General features: G+C 69.0%; 14 protein-coding genes and 1 pseudogene. 6 read left to right on the top strand and 9 right to left on the bottom strand.

Features of this window, described 5'->3' with window-relative positions:
* The first annotated feature begins 28 nt into the window (after positions 1–28).
* The 3 genes from AB5J62_RS36350 to AB5J62_RS36340 are packed head-to-tail and all read left to right on the top strand — an operon-like array spanning position 29 to position 2780.
* Entirely contained in the window at positions 29–715 is a 687-nt protein-coding gene (locus tag AB5J62_RS36350; RefSeq protein WP_370944559.1) for a hypothetical protein, read from the top strand.
* Positions 716–729: 14 nt separating this feature from the next.
* On the top strand, positions 730–2409 hold the full coding sequence (locus AB5J62_RS36345; RefSeq protein WP_370944557.1) for a hypothetical protein: 1680 nt from the start codon (positions 730–732) through the stop codon (positions 2407–2409).
* A gap of 8 nt (positions 2410–2417) precedes the next feature.
* Positions 2418–2780, top strand: coding sequence for a hypothetical protein (locus AB5J62_RS36340; protein WP_370944556.1), 363 nt, complete (start codon positions 2418–2420; stop codon positions 2778–2780).
* 45 nt (positions 2781–2825) lie between these two features.
* Here AB5J62_RS36340 and AB5J62_RS36335 read toward each other — a convergent pair whose 3' ends face one another.
* From AB5J62_RS36335 to AB5J62_RS36305, 7 genes and pseudogenes are all read right to left on the bottom strand, one after another.
* Positions 2826–4349 carry an ATP-dependent DNA ligase gene (locus AB5J62_RS36335; protein WP_370944555.1) on the bottom strand — a complete coding sequence of 508 codons (1524 nt, stop codon included), beginning with the start codon at positions 4347–4349 and terminating at the stop codon, positions 2826–2828.
* A 31-nt stretch (positions 4350–4380) separates the two neighbouring features.
* Positions 4381–5769 (bottom strand): PLP-dependent aminotransferase family protein, encoded by a 1389-nt coding sequence (locus tag AB5J62_RS36330; protein WP_370944554.1) that lies wholly within the window; start codon positions 5767–5769, stop codon positions 4381–4383.
* A 404-nt stretch (positions 5770–6173) separates the two neighbouring features.
* Positions 6174–6977: a transposase gene (locus tag AB5J62_RS36325; protein WP_370944553.1), complete on the bottom strand. Its 804-nt coding sequence runs from the start codon at positions 6975–6977 to the stop codon at positions 6174–6176.
* Between the two features lie 38 nt (positions 6978–7015).
* Positions 7016–8239: pseudogene (locus AB5J62_RS36320) on the bottom strand (IS256 family transposase).
* Positions 8240–8280: 41 nt separating this feature from the next.
* Positions 8281–8655 (bottom strand): transposase, encoded by a 375-nt coding sequence (locus AB5J62_RS36315; RefSeq protein WP_370944551.1) that lies wholly within the window; start codon positions 8653–8655, stop codon positions 8281–8283.
* A 481-nt stretch (positions 8656–9136) separates the two neighbouring features.
* The gene (locus AB5J62_RS36310; protein WP_370944550.1) at positions 9137–9643 is read right to left on the bottom strand and encodes an HAD domain-containing protein; all 507 of its coding nucleotides are present in this window, start codon (positions 9641–9643) and stop codon (positions 9137–9139) included.
* A 1-nt stretch (position 9644) separates the two neighbouring features.
* Positions 9645–10493, bottom strand: coding sequence for a helix-turn-helix transcriptional regulator (locus AB5J62_RS36305; protein ID WP_370944549.1), 849 nt, complete (start codon positions 10491–10493; stop codon positions 9645–9647).
* 102 nt (positions 10494–10595) lie between these two features.
* Between AB5J62_RS36305 and AB5J62_RS36300 the strand changes: the two genes are divergently transcribed.
* Both AB5J62_RS36300 and AB5J62_RS36295 read left to right on the top strand, forming a co-directional pair.
* A complete protein-coding gene (locus AB5J62_RS36300; protein WP_370944548.1) occupies positions 10596–11621 on the top strand; it encodes an aldo/keto reductase in 1026 nt (341 codons plus the stop codon).
* Positions 11622–11688: 67 nt separating this feature from the next.
* Positions 11689–12612 carry a DMT family transporter gene (locus AB5J62_RS36295; RefSeq protein ID WP_370944547.1) on the top strand — a complete coding sequence of 308 codons (924 nt, stop codon included), beginning with the start codon at positions 11689–11691 and terminating at the stop codon, positions 12610–12612.
* On the opposite strand, the gene AB5J62_RS36290 is transcribed toward AB5J62_RS36295, so the two are convergent.
* Complete coding sequence (locus tag AB5J62_RS36290) at positions 12561–13958, bottom strand: class II fumarate hydratase (protein WP_370944546.1); 1398 nt, start codon at positions 13956–13958, stop codon at positions 12561–12563. The genes AB5J62_RS36295 and AB5J62_RS36290 overlap by 52 nt on opposite strands.
* A gap of 121 nt (positions 13959–14079) precedes the next feature.
* On the opposite strand from AB5J62_RS36290, the gene AB5J62_RS36285 reads away from it, so the two are divergent.
* A complete protein-coding gene (locus tag AB5J62_RS36285; protein WP_370944545.1) occupies positions 14080–15060 on the top strand; it encodes an NAD(P)/FAD-dependent oxidoreductase in 981 nt (326 codons plus the stop codon).
* Positions 15061–15226: 166 nt separating this feature from the next.
* Here the strand turns inward: AB5J62_RS36285 and AB5J62_RS36280 are convergent, their stop codons facing one another.
* Entirely contained in the window at positions 15227–16009 is a 783-nt protein-coding gene (locus tag AB5J62_RS36280; RefSeq protein ID WP_370944544.1) for a trypsin-like serine protease, read from the bottom strand.
* Position 16010: the final 1 nt, after the last annotated feature.

Raw genomic sequence — 16010 nt, 5'->3', positions numbered from 1 at the left:
CCTGGCCGAGTAAATCGCAGGGGTCGTCATGTCGGGTTCAGCCCAGCTCAGTTCAAGCCGGTTCGCGATCGTCGCCGTCGTCGCGAACCTGGTGCTGTGCACGCTGCTCGGCGCGGCGTGGGTGCTTATCGGGCAAACCGGGAACACCCCCTCGGCCGCGCCTGAAGGCCTGTCGGTCGTGGAGACTCCGACTCCTTCTCCTGTAACGACTTCCACGCTTCCGACGACCACAGTGCCGAGCCGTCCATTCACTGTTCCGGCACCGAGCCCGGAAACGGCGCCGCCCGCGTGGGAAAGCATTTCCGCGCCCGCCGGGCTGACAATGATCATTCCGCGCGGCTGGCCGACGAAAACGGTCCCGGAACCCGGGAGCATGCAGGCGACCGACCCCCGTGACCCGAAGCGGATCCTCAAATTCGGCGGCGCGGAGCCCGCGGATCCGGCCGATATCCAGACTTACCACCGGAACTATGAGCGCCAGCTCGCACAACGGTCCGGCTATGTCCTTTTCGGCCTGCGGCCGACCACCGTGCGCGGGCACGAGGCGGTCGACTGGGAATTCGAATGGAATGCCCCGGAAGGCCGCAGGCACGTCCGGTCCGTCTATTGGCGGGCAGGCGGGATCGAGTACTACGTCTACGCGCACGGCCCGCAGGCGACGTGGTCGGAGACAGCAGCCATCGCCGCCGCGATGGTCACCGGTTCGACGCCCTGAGGGGGCCACCCGAGATGACCGAAATCCCTGTCAGAAGACCGGGAAGACCTGACGACACCACGCGGTACCTGTGCGCGGCGTCCTATTTGGACCCCGCGTACGCGACCAGCGCGCTCAAGGAGTTCCTGGTCGAGCCGACCAGGCCGATCCCGCCGTCACCCGGCCTGGACTCGGTGCGGGTGCTCGTCGAAGCGGTCCGCGCGCGGATCCGGCGCAAGATGCTGGACGCGACCTTGCTGGTCCTGATGGTGGTCTTCGTGGCCCTGTCGTGGGACAACCCGGTCCTCTACGGGTGGATCGTGCTCGGGCTCTTCGTCGGTGGCGCGGACGCGGTCACCAAGATCGGGTCCGGCGCGGGCGCGGGATCACGGGCGCCCAAGCTGATCGGCGCGGTGGCGGTCGTCGCCTTGGTGCTGTGGCTGCTTTCCCAGTACGGCGGCGAGTTGTTCGGCGGCGGCGGTTCGAGTTACTACCGCACGGCCGAGTACGAGTCGACCACCGGCGAGACGGTCCGGTCGGTGTTCGCCTGGATCCTCGTGTTCGTCGTGCTGGCCGTGCTGATCGGCGAGCGGTTCAGCACCTGGCAGCTGCTCACCCGCCGGTTCAGCCGGGGCGCCCCGCCACTGCGGCAGGACTACGACCTCGCGCCGAGCCTCTTCGCCGAGGACTTCCGCGCCGAGCTGCACCGCCACCAGGTCGTGAGCGGGCAAGCCGCCGGCGACACCCCGCTGATCGTGCACCGGGGCTACAACCCGTTCGTCGGCTCCGGCGTGCGCCGCCAGGCATGGTCGATGGCCATCCCGCTGGAGCGGCTGCCGGAAGACCAGCGCGACGGCGACAAGCCGCTGACCACGGCGTCGATGTACGCCGGAATCCGTGCGGCGGTAGAGGATCTGCGCCGTGACGGCGTGCTCTCGCCGGACGGCAGGCTGGGCGAGCTGAAGGTCACGGGCGCGGTGTACACCCCGGCGGCCGAGCTCATCCACCACTTCCACACCCCGGACGCGCTGGCGTACCTGCCCTCGGCCGAGCAGCCGCCGTTCGGCCACCTTTCCCACGACGAGGCCGAGCGCGTCCGGCTGCGGCCGAAGGAATGGGCGCGGTACTACGTGTGCTTCCAGGTCGAGACCTGGAATCGCGAGCTGGTGCTGTCCACGTATCTGCACGTGGCGGTGACCGAGTCGACGGTCTACCTCGAATGGACACCCTGCGTCCTGCCGCCGATCCGGGCGCTTTACCAGGTGGTCGACAAGATGCGCCCGAACTCGCCGAAGCCGCTGTTCGACGGCATCGTCGAGTGGCTGAAGCTGCCGATCACGGTGCCGGGCAGGCTGGTCAACGTGTTCAGCAGGGTCCGCAAACCCAAGCGTGAAGCGGGTGTGCTCGACCCTGACCGCTACGGCTCGCTGCTGAGCCTGCGTGAGCTCGCGGCCGGGAAAGAGGTCAAAAACTACTTCCAGCTTCTCGACATCGATCGCTACGACAAGATCATCGAGAGCAGGCTCTTTCCCGCCATCGCCCGGATCCTGCAAGAGTCCGGCTACTCCGCCGCACGGTTCGAGCAGCAGGCGTCGGTCATCACCACCAACAACGTCAACGTCATCGGCATCAACAACGCCCCGATCACCCAGACCGGCCCCAACTCGGGCCCGATCAAGACCACCATGACCCCGCCCGCGCCGGCCAAGAGCTGAGGAGCCCCATGAACGACCGCATCACCAACCGCGTGAACATCAGCGGCAGCTCGAACGCGCCGATCGTGCAGACCGGCCGCAACACCGGAAACCTGATCGTCGGCAGCCCTCAGGCCACGGTCGCCGCCCAGGACCTGGCCGCGCTGCTCGTCGCCTTGCGCACTCAGGCCGCGCAGGCCCAGCTCGACAAGGCCGCCGTCGTCGAAGACAACCTGGACGACCTCATCGCCGACGCGCAAGACCCGGGGTCCGCGACCCCCGCCGTCGTCCAAAGCCGCTGGACCAAGGTGAAAGGCCTGCTGGGCGGCCTCTCGGAGTTCACCGATCTGATCGCCAAGATCTCCGAGCACATCCAGCGCCTCTTCGGCTGACCATGGGTCGTGAGTGTTTTGACCGGTTAGAACCGGCCGTACCACTCACGACTCCACCGCGCCTTTGCGGAGGGAACGGACGGTGTCGATGGTGTCGGCGTCGGCCGGGTCCTTGTCGGGGCGGTAGCGGACGACGCGGGCGAAGCGCAGCGCGACGCCGCCCGGGTAGCGGGTGCTGGTCTGGGAGCCGTCGAGCTCGATCTCGACGACCAGCTCGGGGCGGACGTGGACCGTCCAGTCGTCGCGGGTGGTTTCGATCTCCTGGAGGCGGGTGGTCTGCCAGGCGAGCAGCTCGTCGGTCATGCCCTTGAACGTCTTGCCGACCATGATGGGCGGGCCGCCGTCGGGGTCGCGGGCGCCGAGGTGGAGGTTGGACAGGGTGCCGGTGCGCCTGCCGTGGCCCCATTCGGCGCCGAGCACCACCAGGTCGATCGTGTGCACCGGCTTCACCTTCAGCCACGCGCGGCCGCGGCGACCGGCCGCGTAGGGCGAGTCGAGCGCCTTGACCATCACGCCCTCGTGGCCCGCGGCCATCGCGTCGTCGAGGACGCTTTGCGGGTCGGCCGGATCGATCTCGCCGGGGATGACGTGTTCGCCCGCGACCTTGCGCAGCGCGACGGTGCGCTCGGCCAGCGGCGCGTCGAGCAGGTCGACGCCGTCGAGGTGCAGGCAGTCGAAGAAGTACGGGCGGAGCAGGAGCGCGCGGACCTGCTCCTCACGCGTGCTGCCGAAGCGGCTTTGCGTTTCCTGGAACGGCCTCGGCCTGCCGTCGTCGGTGAGCGCGAGCGTCTCGCCGTCGAGCACGACCGATTCGCACGGCAGCGCGCGCACCAGCTCGACCAGCTCGGTGACGCTGGCGGTGATCTCGCGCAACGTCCTGGTGTAGATGTGGATCTCGTCGCCGTCCCGGTGCACCTGGATACGCGCACCGTCCATTTTGTACTCGACGAGCTTGCCCTCGTGCTCGGCGGCGGCCTCGTCCATCGACTCGGCCGGCGACGCGAGCATCGGCCGGACCGGCCTGCCGAGCCGGAGGCGGAACCCCGCCAGCTCCGCCTCGCCGCCGCCGATCGCGGCCGCCGCGGTGACCGGCAGTTCACCCGACAACATGAAGGCCCGGCGCACCACGTCCACCGCGACACTCGCGGCGGCGGCCACCGCGTCGACCATCACGCCCTCCAGCGCGCCCTGCCGCAGCTCGCCGGTGATCAGCCGGAACAGGAAGTTCTGCTCGTCCGCGCTCGCCCGGCCGAACAGCTCCCCGAGCACTTCGGCGCGCCGCTTGGCCGAGCCCGCGCCCGCCGTGACGGACAGCTCGGCCAGCGCCGCGTCGACCTCGCCGATGGTCAGCGACGGTTCCTGGGTAGGCGCCGTGCCCAGCTCGGCGAGCGTGCGCCAGCCGGTGCCGATCCGGCCCTGGCGGATCTGGCCGGTGAGGATCGCCGTGACCGCGGGCAGCTCCGCGGCATCGGCGGCCCGCAGCACCCCGGCGATGACCTCGATCTTGGTCTTGCGCGAGCGCGTGGCGGCGATCGCGGCTGACGCGGAGACGACGTCGGTGAGGAGCATGCCGCCATCATGCGCCCCGGCACCGACAATTTCAGGCCAGCGCCGCCCGCATGGCCAGCACCGCGGCCACGAGCCGGTCGGGCGTCAGCGCGGCATAGCCCAGCACCAGGCCGGGAAAGAGGCTGCCGGTCGCGTAACTCGCCAAGCTCGGCGCGTTGATGCCGTGCCCGGCCAGTTCCCGGCTGAGCGCGTTGTCGTCGGCGCCGTCGGGGAGCCGGACGACGACGTGCAGGCCCGCGGCGATGCCGATCGGCCGCCAGTCCGGGAACGTGGTGGCCAGCGCGTCGAGCAGCGCGTCCCGGCGACGGCGGTAGAGACGGCGAGTACGCCGTAGATGCCGGTCGTACCCGCCGGAGCGCAGCATGCGCGCGAGCGTCGCCTGCGGCAGCGGCGCGCAGCCGAGATCGTGGGTGTACTTCGCCGCGACGATCTCGGCCCTGATGGACGGCGGCAGCACCAGCCACCCGATCCGCAGCGCGGGCGCGAGCACCTTACTGACACTCCCGAGGTAGACGACCCGTTCGGGATCGAGTGCCTTGATCGCGCTGAGCGCGGGCCGGTCGTACCGGTGCTCGGCGTCGTAGTCGTCCTCGATGACGAGACCGTCGGTGTCCCTGGCCCACTTCAGCAGCGCGCGGCGGCGCTCCGGATCGAGCGGGACACCGAGCGGGAACTGGTGCGCCGCGGTGACCATGACCGTCCCGCAGTCCGATGTGGACAAGTGGGACGGCTGGATGCCCGCGTCGTCGACCGGGATGCCGATCGGACGCAATCCTTGCGCGGCAAGGAGTTCCGCCTGCCCGCGATGGCTGGGATCCTCGACGGCGATCCGCCGGTGCCCGCGCGCGTGGAGCACGGTGGCGAGCAGCGACAGCGCCTCGGCCGCCCCGTTCGTGACGACGATGTCACCGGGACCCGCCGGGACCGCGCGCACCCGCCCGAGGTACCCGGCGAGTTCCGCGCGCAGCTCGGGATGCCCGGCCGGATCGGGATAGCCGAGCATCGTGTCGGGCGCGGTGGTGAGCACTTCGCGTTCGTGCCGCAGCCATTCGGCGCGGGGGAACGCGGCGAGCGCGGGCAGTCCCGGCCTGAGGTCGAACGCCCAGGTCGCGGCGGGTTCGGCGGCGGGCGTGCCGGACGGCTCCGGCTGGTCGAGCCTGGCGACCGTGGTCCCCGAGCCGTGCTTGGCGATCAGGTACCCCTCGGCGGCGAGCTGCTCGTACAGCGCGGTGACGGTGCCTCTGGACAGGCTCAGCTGCCCGGCGAGATCACGGCTCGACGGCAGCCGCGTCCCGGCAGCGAGCACCCCCGACCGCACGGCCTCCCTGAGCGCGGACTCGACCGCCTTGCCGCGCCTGCCACCCACACCGGCCGCCGCGGGCAGAAGCAGCTCATGCAAAGTGGTCCACTCGGTACCCATCGAGCGCGACCCTACTCCCTGGACCACCTCGCGCCGGGGTTGTGCGCGTTGCGGACGGTTCTCTTGAGCGGAGGGTCGAAGGTGGCATGTCGGTCGCGGTCGCGGGCTCGCCGGGCACCAGGTCAGGGAGCGAGCGGGTGTGCGAGTGGTGACTCTGCTGCATCTAGCGGAGCAGAGTTACCACTCGCGGATGCCCGAGGGCTGTGGTGTGCGGGATAAAGCCCGCTTTACTCCGCGGGGTCATGAGTGTTGCGGGCGTGAGGACTGAAGCGAGGGGACCCCTCAGTGCGTATATCGCACCCAGGGGTCCCCTCACTGCACACCCGCGAGCGAGGGGAAACCCTGCTGCATCCCAGCGGAGCAGGGGTTCCCCTCGCACCGAAGTCCAACACGAAGCTTCTATGTCAAGCAGCTTGGTTTAGTTGATCTTGTTGGAGTGTGGCGTCGGTTGTCATGGCGCGGTAGATGGTGTTGGTGAGGTGTCGTTTGAGGGCGCGCAGGGCTGCTTTGGTGGTGGCGTGTGGGCGTGTGGTGGTCCAGCGGTCTCGGTAGTCGCGTGCGGGTGGGTGGTGTGCGAGCTGGGTGATGGCGATGCGGTGCAGGCAGGTGTTGAGTTGCCGGTTGCCGCCGCGGTTGAGCCGGAATTGTGTTTTGCCGCTGGACCAGACGGGAATGGGTGCGGTTCCGGCGTGCATGGCGAAGGCGGCGCTGGAGCGGAACCGGCTGATGCCGGCGGTCTCGCCGATGATTTTCGCGGCGGTGACGGTGCTGACCCCGACGATGGCGAGCAGGGTGGGCGCGATGGGGGTGATCAGGTCGGCGAGGTGGCGCTCGTAGCGGCCGATGTGCTTGTTCAAGGCGCTGATCTCCGCGACGAGGTCGAGGGCGAGGTGACGGCGGACGCTGTCCGGTAGTGCGTGCAGGGCGGTGGTGAGCGTGGCCAGGGTGCGTGGCCCGGTCAGTTTTGCGGTGCCGGTGTCGAGGGCGGGGTCGAGGTCGTGCAGGTGCCAGCGCAGCGCGTTGATGACCGCGGTGCGGCGGGTGACCAGGCTTTCCCGGCGATCGGTCAGCAGCCGCAGGTCCAGCGCGGTCTGGTCCAGATGTGCGGTGGGCAGGTCGGGTTCGCGTAGTGCGGCGCGGGCGACGGCGAGCGCGTCGATCGGGTCTGATTTGCCGCGGGTGCGGGCGCTGGCCCGGGGCCCTGTCATGATTTCCGTGTAAGCCACGGATGATTTCTTCTCTGATTCTAGTGGAGTGGCAGGCGGTCGGGGAAGAGTGCGGCGAGCGTGTTTAGTGCTTGTTTCCAGCCTCGGGTGCCGGTTCCTGATGGTCCGCCTCGGTTGCTGGTGATGTTGCGGAGTCCGAGGTAGAGCAGTTTTGTCGCGGCGGTGTCGCTGTCGAAATGGCCGCGGTTCTTGGTGATTTTCCGGAGCTGGAAGTTGATGTTCTCGATCAGGTTTGTTGTGTAGACGATTCTGCGGAGTTCGGGTGGATAGTCGAGGAATGGGGTGAAGTCGTTCCAGGCGTGTCGCCAGACCTGGATCGCGGCGGGGTATTGTATGCCGAAGTCTTTATCGAACTGAGTGAGTGCGATCTCGGCCGCCTCGAGTGTCGGCGCGGTGTAGATGTCCCGCATGGCGGCGGCGACTTTCTTCCGATCGCCATAGGAAATGAACCGCATGGCGTTGCGGATCACGTGCACGACGCAGGTTTGGACTACGGTGTCGGGAAACGCGCCGCGGATCGCGTCGGGCAGCCCGGTCAGGCCGTCGCAGCAGGCGATCAGGATGTCTTTCACGCCACGGTTGCGCAGGTCGGTGACGACCTTGGCCCAGAACTTCGCCGCTTCGGTGTCGGCGATCCAGAGCCCGAGGGCGTGTTTGCGGCCTTCCATGTCCACGCCGATGGCCAGGTAGGCGACCTTGGAGGTGACCACGCCCTTGTCCTTGACCCGCAGTCGCAGGCCGTCGACATAGAGAATCGGGTACATCTCGTCCAAAGGCCGAGATTGCCACAACGCGATCTCGTCGGTCACCACGTCGGTCACATTGGAGATCAATTCTCGCGACACGTTCACGCCATATACTTCACGTAAATGAGATTCGATATCCCGGGTGGTCATGCCACGCGAATACAGCGACAGGATCGCCTCGTCGATATTACCCAGCCTGCGTGCACGTTTCGGCACGATCGTTTACTCGAACGAACCGTTCCGGTCACGCGGCACCGCCAGCTCGACCGGACCATTCGAAGTCGACACGGTTTTTGGAGACCTGCCATTCCGGGAATTCCCGGAACCGTTCCCGGCGGGGTCTCCTTTCTCATAGCCAAGATGATGGGTCATCTCGGCGTCCAGCGCCCTTTCGAGCACCGCCTTGGTCATCTGATTTAGCAATTCTTGGGCGCCCAGCGCGCCGCCATTCTCGTACGCGTCTTTCACCAACGCGTCCAGCGTTTCTGGCGGTAGCACGCGCGCGAGCGCTTCGCTTTACTGCGGAGCCCGGATCCCGGTCAGGTGTGTCCTCGGTCACAGGTGGAGCCTTTCTGGGTCGCGGTCAGCGACCCGATCCTGGTCCATCCGTGGCTTACACGGTTGTCATGACACGACCTGGCCCGGCACTGGGCCATGAGTTTCGGCGGCACCCACACCACTTCCGCGCCGTGGCCGATCAAGGTGCGCACCAGCCGTCCGGCCAGGCCACGGCCGTCCTCGACCGCCCACAGCACCTGCGCCGAAGCCAGGGCCGCGGCCCAGCGCCAGAGCGCGAGTATCCCGCCGGCGTCGGTTTTGACTGTTTTCTGGGCGAGTTTGCGCCCGTTGTGATCGACCGCGACCGCGGTGTGGCTGGACTTGTGCGGATCGATCCCGATGACCACCATGGACATCGCGCGTGTCCTTCCCTGAGACCGGAGACATGTGTGACCGGGCCGGGCTGGTCGGACACACCTCAGTCGAGGTGGGATGTCGTCTAGTCCACGCTTCTATCAAGTCAGGCCAGCCAGGCCCGGAACCCTGACCGCGCTGGACAATTCGTGCTCAAGTCAACCCGCACAGCAGGGGCGACAGCCACATTTTGAATCACCACGCGATCAAGGCCGGACCCTAACCGCCAACCAGGCGGCCACACCACCCTGACACTGAGCCACATTTGCCCTTCCCCTCAAATAACCGCCCGCAACGCTCACGACCCCCGCACCCAGGGCTTGCGCCAGGGCTAGGCCTGGTTCGCCTGTATGAAGGCTCCCCTCATACAGGTTTGGCCGTATGAGGGGAGCCTCCATCGCGTATAGCTGTATGAAGGGAGCCTTCATACGGCACTGGCGCTGAGTGGGCGGGCTGGGCGCGTGAACGTGGCGTTCGCAACCTTCAGGGCAGAGCGCGGACCCAGGATTCGACGGCGGCCAGGTGGCCGGCGGACAGGCCTTCGCGGGGATTGACCCGGATCAGCTCGGTCGGGAGCTGCGCGCGTTTGGCCAGGAAGGCGTCGCGTGGACCGGGGTAGAGGTCGAAATCGTCGTCCAGCCAGGCGAGCGGGCGCTCGTAGGCGAAGCGGGCGACGGCCGGGTACTTCCACGAAGACGAGGCGCCCGCGAACGTGATCACCGGCAGCGAGGGGAGCCCGATCGCCGGGCCGATCATCGTGTTCGCGCGATGTTCCCAGGTCGTCGCCCACGCCAGTTCCAGGCCCGTGCGCTCCGCGAGCGCGAGCAGGGCGGGGCCGTGTCCGGGGTTCAGCCACATGCGCAGCGGTTTGCGCCTGCTCCAGCCGGACAGGCGGAACCGGTGCTCGGTGAAGCCCGGCGGGCGGGCGTCCGGTTTGGCGGCGAACGGGTTCAGCGGGCCGTCGATGTCGAGCAGGAGCAGGGGACGCAAGTCAGCGCGCGGTTTCTCGGGCCTGGCTCGGCGTGGCCGCGGCGGCGATCCAGCTGGCGAGCAGGCGCAGGCCGTTCTCGGACTCCGAGCCGGGATCGGCCGTGTAGATCACCATGCGCTGGTCGAGGTCACCCTGCAGGTGCATCGTTTCGTAGTTCAGGCGGAGCTCGCCGACGACGCGGTTGTTGATCACTTTGACGCCGCTGGCCTTCTCGCGCACCGACTGCCCGGCCCACAGTTTGCGGAAATCCGCGCTGTGCATGGAAAGTTCGCCGACCAGCTGGGCCAGGCGCGGGTCGTCCGGGTACTTGCCGACCTCGGAACGCAGGTTCGCGACGACCTCCTTGGCGACCGACTCCCACTCGGGGTGCATCTCGCGGGCGGTCTCGTCGAGGAAGAACGCCTTGGGGATGTTGCGCTCGCCCGCGGCGAAGTCGAAGCCGATCGCGGCGCCGAGCGCGTTCCAGGCGAGCACGTCCATATAGCGGCCGAAGATGAACGCGGGCGCTTGGATCGTGTCGAGCAGGAGCCGCAGCTCGGGGCGGACGCGCTGGGGTTTCGGCTTGGTGGCGCGCTTGCGTTGCGGGGTCGCGAGGTTGGTGAGGTACCGCTCTTCGTCGGCGTGCAGGCGCAGCGCGCGGGAGAGCGACTCGAGGACGGCGGTGGAGACGTTGCGGGCGCGGCCCTGTTCGAGGCGGGTGTAGTAGTCGACGCTGATGCCGGCCAGCTGGGCCAGCTCCTCACGCCGCAGCCCGGCCACACGTCGCTGGGTGATGCCTTGCGGCAGGCCCAGCTCGGCGGGGTCGAGCGCCGCGCGGCGTGCCTTGAGAAAATCACCCAGTTCCTTCATGGCTTCGAGTATTCAGGAAACGTCCATCGCCTGCCTGGTACTGGCAGACCCAGGTTGACCGTGACCTGGTCCGGGCCTTCGGGACAGCCCAGAGTCGGTGCCATGAAACGACGAATTCTCGGTGGTACCGGCATCTCCGTCAGTGAATACACCTTCGGCGCGATGATGCTCGGCAAATGGGGCAATCCGGATCACGAGGACGGCGTCCGCATGCTGCACGCCGCGATCGACGGCGGCATCAACTTCATCGACACCGCGGACATGTACTCCGACGGCGAGAGCGAGCGGATCGTCGGCAAGGCGCTCGCCGGCCGGCGTGACGACGTGGTGCTCGCGACCAAGGGGCACTTCCCGATGGGGCCGGACGCCAACCACGGCGGCAACTCGCGGCGCTGGCTGACCCGCGCGCTCGACGACAGCCTGCGCAGGCTCGGCACGGATTACGTTGACCTGTACCAGATTCACCGTCCGGACGCGACGACCGACATCGAGGAGACGCTGTCCACGCTGACCGACTTCGTGCGGTCGGGCAAGGTGCGCGCGGTCGGTTCGTCGGTGTTCCCCGCCGAGCAGATCGTTGAAGCGCAATGGGTTTCCGAGCAGCGTGGGCTCGTGCGGTTCCGCACCGAGCAGCCGCCGTACTCGATCTTCAACCGGGCCATCGAATCCGCGGTGCTGCCGACGGCCCAGAAGTACGGGATGGGCGTGCTCACCTGGAGCCCGCTCGCCAGCGGCTGGCTGTCCGGCCGATACGGCAAAGCGTCCGATGTGGACCTCAACGAAGGCCGCAAGGCGTTGCAGCGGCACAAGTTCGACCCGGCGCTGCCGGAGAACGCGCTCAAACTGGAGGTGGTCGCCGAGCTGAAGAAACTGGCGAGCGACCTCGGACGGCCGCTGACCCATCTCGCGCTCGCGTTCGTGCGCGCGCACCCTGGCGTGACGTCCGCGATCATCGGCCCGCGCACCCACGAGCAGCTCGCCGACCTGCTGGACGGGGCCGACCTGGAGCTGAGCGCCGACGTGCTCGACCGGATCGACGAGATCGTGCCGCCCGGCACCGACCTCAACCGGCTCGACGCCGACTACACGCCGCACGCGCTGGCGGACAAGACGGTGCGTCGCCGCTAAGTGGTCCAGTTTTCAGCGAACTGATTGGCTCTGACGCTTCGACCACTTGGCGCGCCAGGCTGGGCGCATGACGCCTGCCGCACGAGGACTGCTCGCCGGGATCACCGCCGCGGTGATCGTCGGGGGATCGGTGCCCGTGACCGGCCTGCTCGACGCGTATCCGCTGCTCACCGGCCAGTCGCTGCGCTACGCGCTCGGCGGGGTGCTGCTGCTCGGGTACGCGTGGCTCAGGGGGATCCGGCTGCCGAGGCCGATGCTGAAGGACCTGCCGATCTTGGTCGCACTGGGGGTGACCGGGATGGTCGGGTTCCAGGCCTGCCTGCTGCTCGCGCAGCGGTACGCGGAACCGGGGCTGGTCGCGGCACTGCTCGGCGGCAGCCCGCTGGTGCTGGCGCTGGTGGCGCCGGTGCTGGATCGGCGGCGGCCCGCCATGGCGCCGATGGTGGGCGCCGTGCTCGCCGCGGCCGGGATCGTGGTGCTCGCCGGTGGCGGCGCGAGCCACGGTCCCGGGCTGGCGCTGGCGGTGCTCGCGATGCTGTGCGAGGCGTCGTTCACGCTGCTCGCGGCCGTGCTGGTGAAGCGGATGGGTCCGCTCGGCACGGCCGCGTGCAGCTGCCTGACCGCCGCGCTCGGCAGCGCGGTGCTGGGCACTTTCGTCGGCGGCTGGCGGGTTCCGGACGCGCGTGAACTCGCGGCGCTGCTGGTGCTCGCGGTGATCGTCACGGCCGTGGCGTTCTGCCTGTGGTACTTCGCGGTGGCGCAACTGGGCGCCGACCGGGCGGGCCTGCTGATCGGTCTGATGCCCGCGTCGGGCCTCGTGGTGGCGATTTCGCTTGGCGCGCAACAGTTCCGCCCCGCCCAGGTACTCGGGGTGGTGCTCGTCGCGCTGGGGGTCGTGAGTGGTTTGGCCGGTTCTAACCGGCCAAACCACTCACGACCTCAGTTGCCGCCGCGTGCCATCCGGAGCACGTCGAGCGCCTCGTCCAGCTGAGCTTCGGTGAGCTTGCCGCTTGCGACGTGACCGCGTTCGAGCACGACCTCGCGGATCGTCTTGAGCTCTTTGAGCGCCTGCTTCGCGACGGCGGCGGCCTCTTCGTAGCCGATGTACTTGTTCAGCGGCGTGACGATCGACGGCGAGCCCTCGGCGTACGTGCGCGTGCGGTCGGTGTTGACCGTGATGCCCGCGAACACCTTGTCGGCCAGCAGCCGCGAGACGGCCGCGAGCAGCCGCGCCGACTCCAGCACGTTGCGCGCGATCACCGGCAGGTTCACGTTGAGCTGGAAGTTGCCCGCCGCGCCCGCGAACGCGACGGCCGCGTCGTTGCCGATGACCTGCGCGACGACCTGCAGCGTCGCCTCCGGGATGACCGGGTTGACCTTCCCTGGCATGATCGACGAACCCGGCTGCAGGTCGGGCAGCGCGATCTCGGCGAGGCCGGTGCGCGGGCCGGAACCCAGCCAGCGCAGGTCGTTCGCGATCTTGTTCAGCGACACCGCGACCGTGCGCAGGTGCCCGGACGTCTCGACGACGCTGTCCTGCGTCGCCTGCGCCTCGAAGTGGTCGCGTGCCTCGGTCAGCGGCAACCCGGTGACCGAAGCCAGTTCCACCGAGACGGCCGCGCCGAAGCCGTCGGGCGCGTTGAGGCCGGAACCGACGGCGGTGCCGCCGATCGGCAGCTCGCCCAGCCTGGGCAGCCCGGAACGCAGCCGCTCGATGCCGAAGCGGACCTGCGAGGCCCAGGCGCCCGCCTCCTGGCCGAGGGTGATCGGCACGGCGTCCATCAGGTGCGTGCGGCCGGACTTCACGACGTCGGCCCATTCCGCGGCGCGCGCCTCGATCGTCGACGCGAGGTGGTCGAGCGCCGGGATGACGTCGGACAGCACGGCCTCGGTCGCGGCGACGTGGATGGTCGTCGGGAACGTGTCGTTCGACGACTGCGAGGCGTTGACGTGGTCGTTCGGGTGCACGTCGCGGCCCAGCGCGCGGGACGCGAGCGTCGCGATGACCTCGTTGGCGTTCATGTTCGACGAGGTGCCGGAACCCGTCTGGAACACGTCGATCGGGAAGTGCGCGTCGTGGCGGCCTTCGGCGACCTCGTCGGCGGCGGCGGCGATCGCCGCGGCGACGTCGGCGTCGAGCACGCCGAGCTTCGCGTTGACCCGCGCGGCGGCGGCCTTGAGCAGGCCGAGCGCGCGGATCTGGGCGCGCTCCAGGCCACGGCCGGAGATGGGGAAGTTCTCGACGGCGCGCTGCGTCTGTGCCCGGTAGAGAGCCTCGGCGGGCACACGGACCTCGCCCATCGTGTCGTGCTCGATCCGGTATTCCTGTTCAGCCATGACTCCAGTTTCGCGCAAGTTAGGGGGCGGTGCGTGGTGGCCTTGAGCACCCCTAACCGCTATAGGATTGCCGTGTTCTCGATCACACCGCCACCCACCACTGGCTGAGAGGGGCACACCCATGCCCACGGGGGATCCTTTCGACATCCTGATCGTCGGCGCCGGGCCGACCGGGCTGTTCGCCGCCTACTACGCGGGGTTCCGCGGGCTGTCCACGGCGATCGTGGACTCGCTGCCGGAGGCGGGCGGGCAGGTCACCGCGATGTACCCGGAGAAGATGATCTACGACGTCGGCGGGTTCGCGGCGGTACGCGGCCGTGACCTCGTGCAGGGCCTCGTCGACCAGGCCGCGCCGTGGAAGCCGACCTACCTGCTCGGGCGCAAGGCCGAGACGGTCACCGAGAACGGCGACGGCTTCGACGTCGTGCTCGACGGCGGCGAGATCGTGCAGGCCAGGTCGATCCTGATCAGCGCGGGCATCGGCGAGTTCACCCCGCGCCCGCTCCCGGCAGGCGACGGCTGGCTCGGCCGTGGCATGGTCCATTTCGTGCCGTCGCTGCAGGCGCACGCCGGGCAGCACGTGGTCGTGGTCGGCGGCGGCGACTCGGCGTTCGACTGGGTGCTCGCGCTGCACCCGGTCGCGGCGAGCGTGACTTTGGTGCACCGGCGCGCCAAGTTCCGCGCGGCCGAGTCCATCGTGCGCGAGGCGCAGGCGCTCGGCGTCCGGATCATCACCGACGCCGAGGTCACCAGGTTCATCGACTCGGGCGGCGCGCTCGACTCCGTCGAGATCGCGGTCAAGGGCGCCGAGCCGATCGTGCTGCCCGCGCAGTCCGTGGTCGCGGCGCTGGGCTTCACGGCGGATCTCGGGCCGATCGAAAGCTGGGGGCTGGAGATCGACCACCGCGCGGTGTCCGTCGACTCGACCATGGCGACCGCGCGCGACCGGGTCTACGCGGCGGGCGACGTCGCGGCCTACCCCGGCAAGGTCAAGCTGATCGCGACCGGCTTCGGCGAGGCGGCCACGGCGGTCAACAACATCGCCGTCAAGCTCGACCCCGACGCCCACCTCTTTCCCGGCCACTCCTCCAACGCCGAGTAACCCACCGCGATAAAGCGGGCTTTACTCCCCGTGATTTAGCGGGCTTTACTCCCGGGGATAAAGCGGGCTTTATCCCCGGGAGTAAAGCCCGCTTTATCGCGGCTCGCGCTTTTGTCGGACCCCCGAGGTAACGTTGAATTCGGGGGTCCCTAAGACAGCTTCACCCTTATGGAGCAGCGGGGGCGACCGGTGCGGCCGGGGTGATCTTCTCCTTGATCCAGTCCGCGTAGGCGACCGCCGAGGACGTGATCGACGGGGCCGTCGCGCAGACCGGGTCACCGTTGCCGGGGCGGCTGATGACGCCCAGCAGCACCCAGGCGCCGTCGACGTTCGCGACCTGCGAGCCGCCGGAGTCGCCGTAGCAGGTGCCCTTGTCGCCGCCGGGGTTCTCGACGCACAGCTCGTGCTCGAGGTCGAAGGCGGCCGTGCAGGACGTCGCCTCGACGATGGTGGCGTCCAGCTGCTGCAGTTTCGCCGGCGTCGGCGCGCAGCTCAGCGTCGGGCAGGTCTGGCCCCAGCCGAGCAGGCGCGTCGGCGTGCCGGGCACGGTGACCGCGCCGAGCGTGATCGGCGCGGCGAGCACCGGCTTGTCCAGGCGCACCAGTGCGATGTCGCCGCCGGCGACCGGGTTGTTGTCCGGGTGGATGACGAACTCGACCGGCTGTGCGATCTCGCCGCCTGCCGTCGCGTCGTTGCTGCCCACGCGGGCGCTGAGCACCTCGGGGTTCTTGCCGTCCACGCAGTGCGCGGCGGTCAGCACCCAGGTCGGCGCGACCAGCGAACCCGAGCAGAACAGCCTGCCCGACGCGCGCAGCAGCGCCACCGCGAACGGATACGCCTGGTCGGCCTCACCGCCGCCGACGATGGCGGGCTGCGCCGCCGAAGCCGGTTGCACGAACCCGGCCGTGGCGACGAGAGCGAGAAGGAGTGCGAGCGCACGCTTCTTCATA

This window comes from Amycolatopsis sp. cg5, assembly GCF_041346955.1.
Taxonomy (GTDB): Bacteria; Actinomycetota; Actinomycetes; order Mycobacteriales; family Pseudonocardiaceae; genus Amycolatopsis.
The sequence above is the reverse complement of the archived record's forward strand: the minus strand, read 5'-3'. Positions and strand labels throughout refer to the sequence as shown.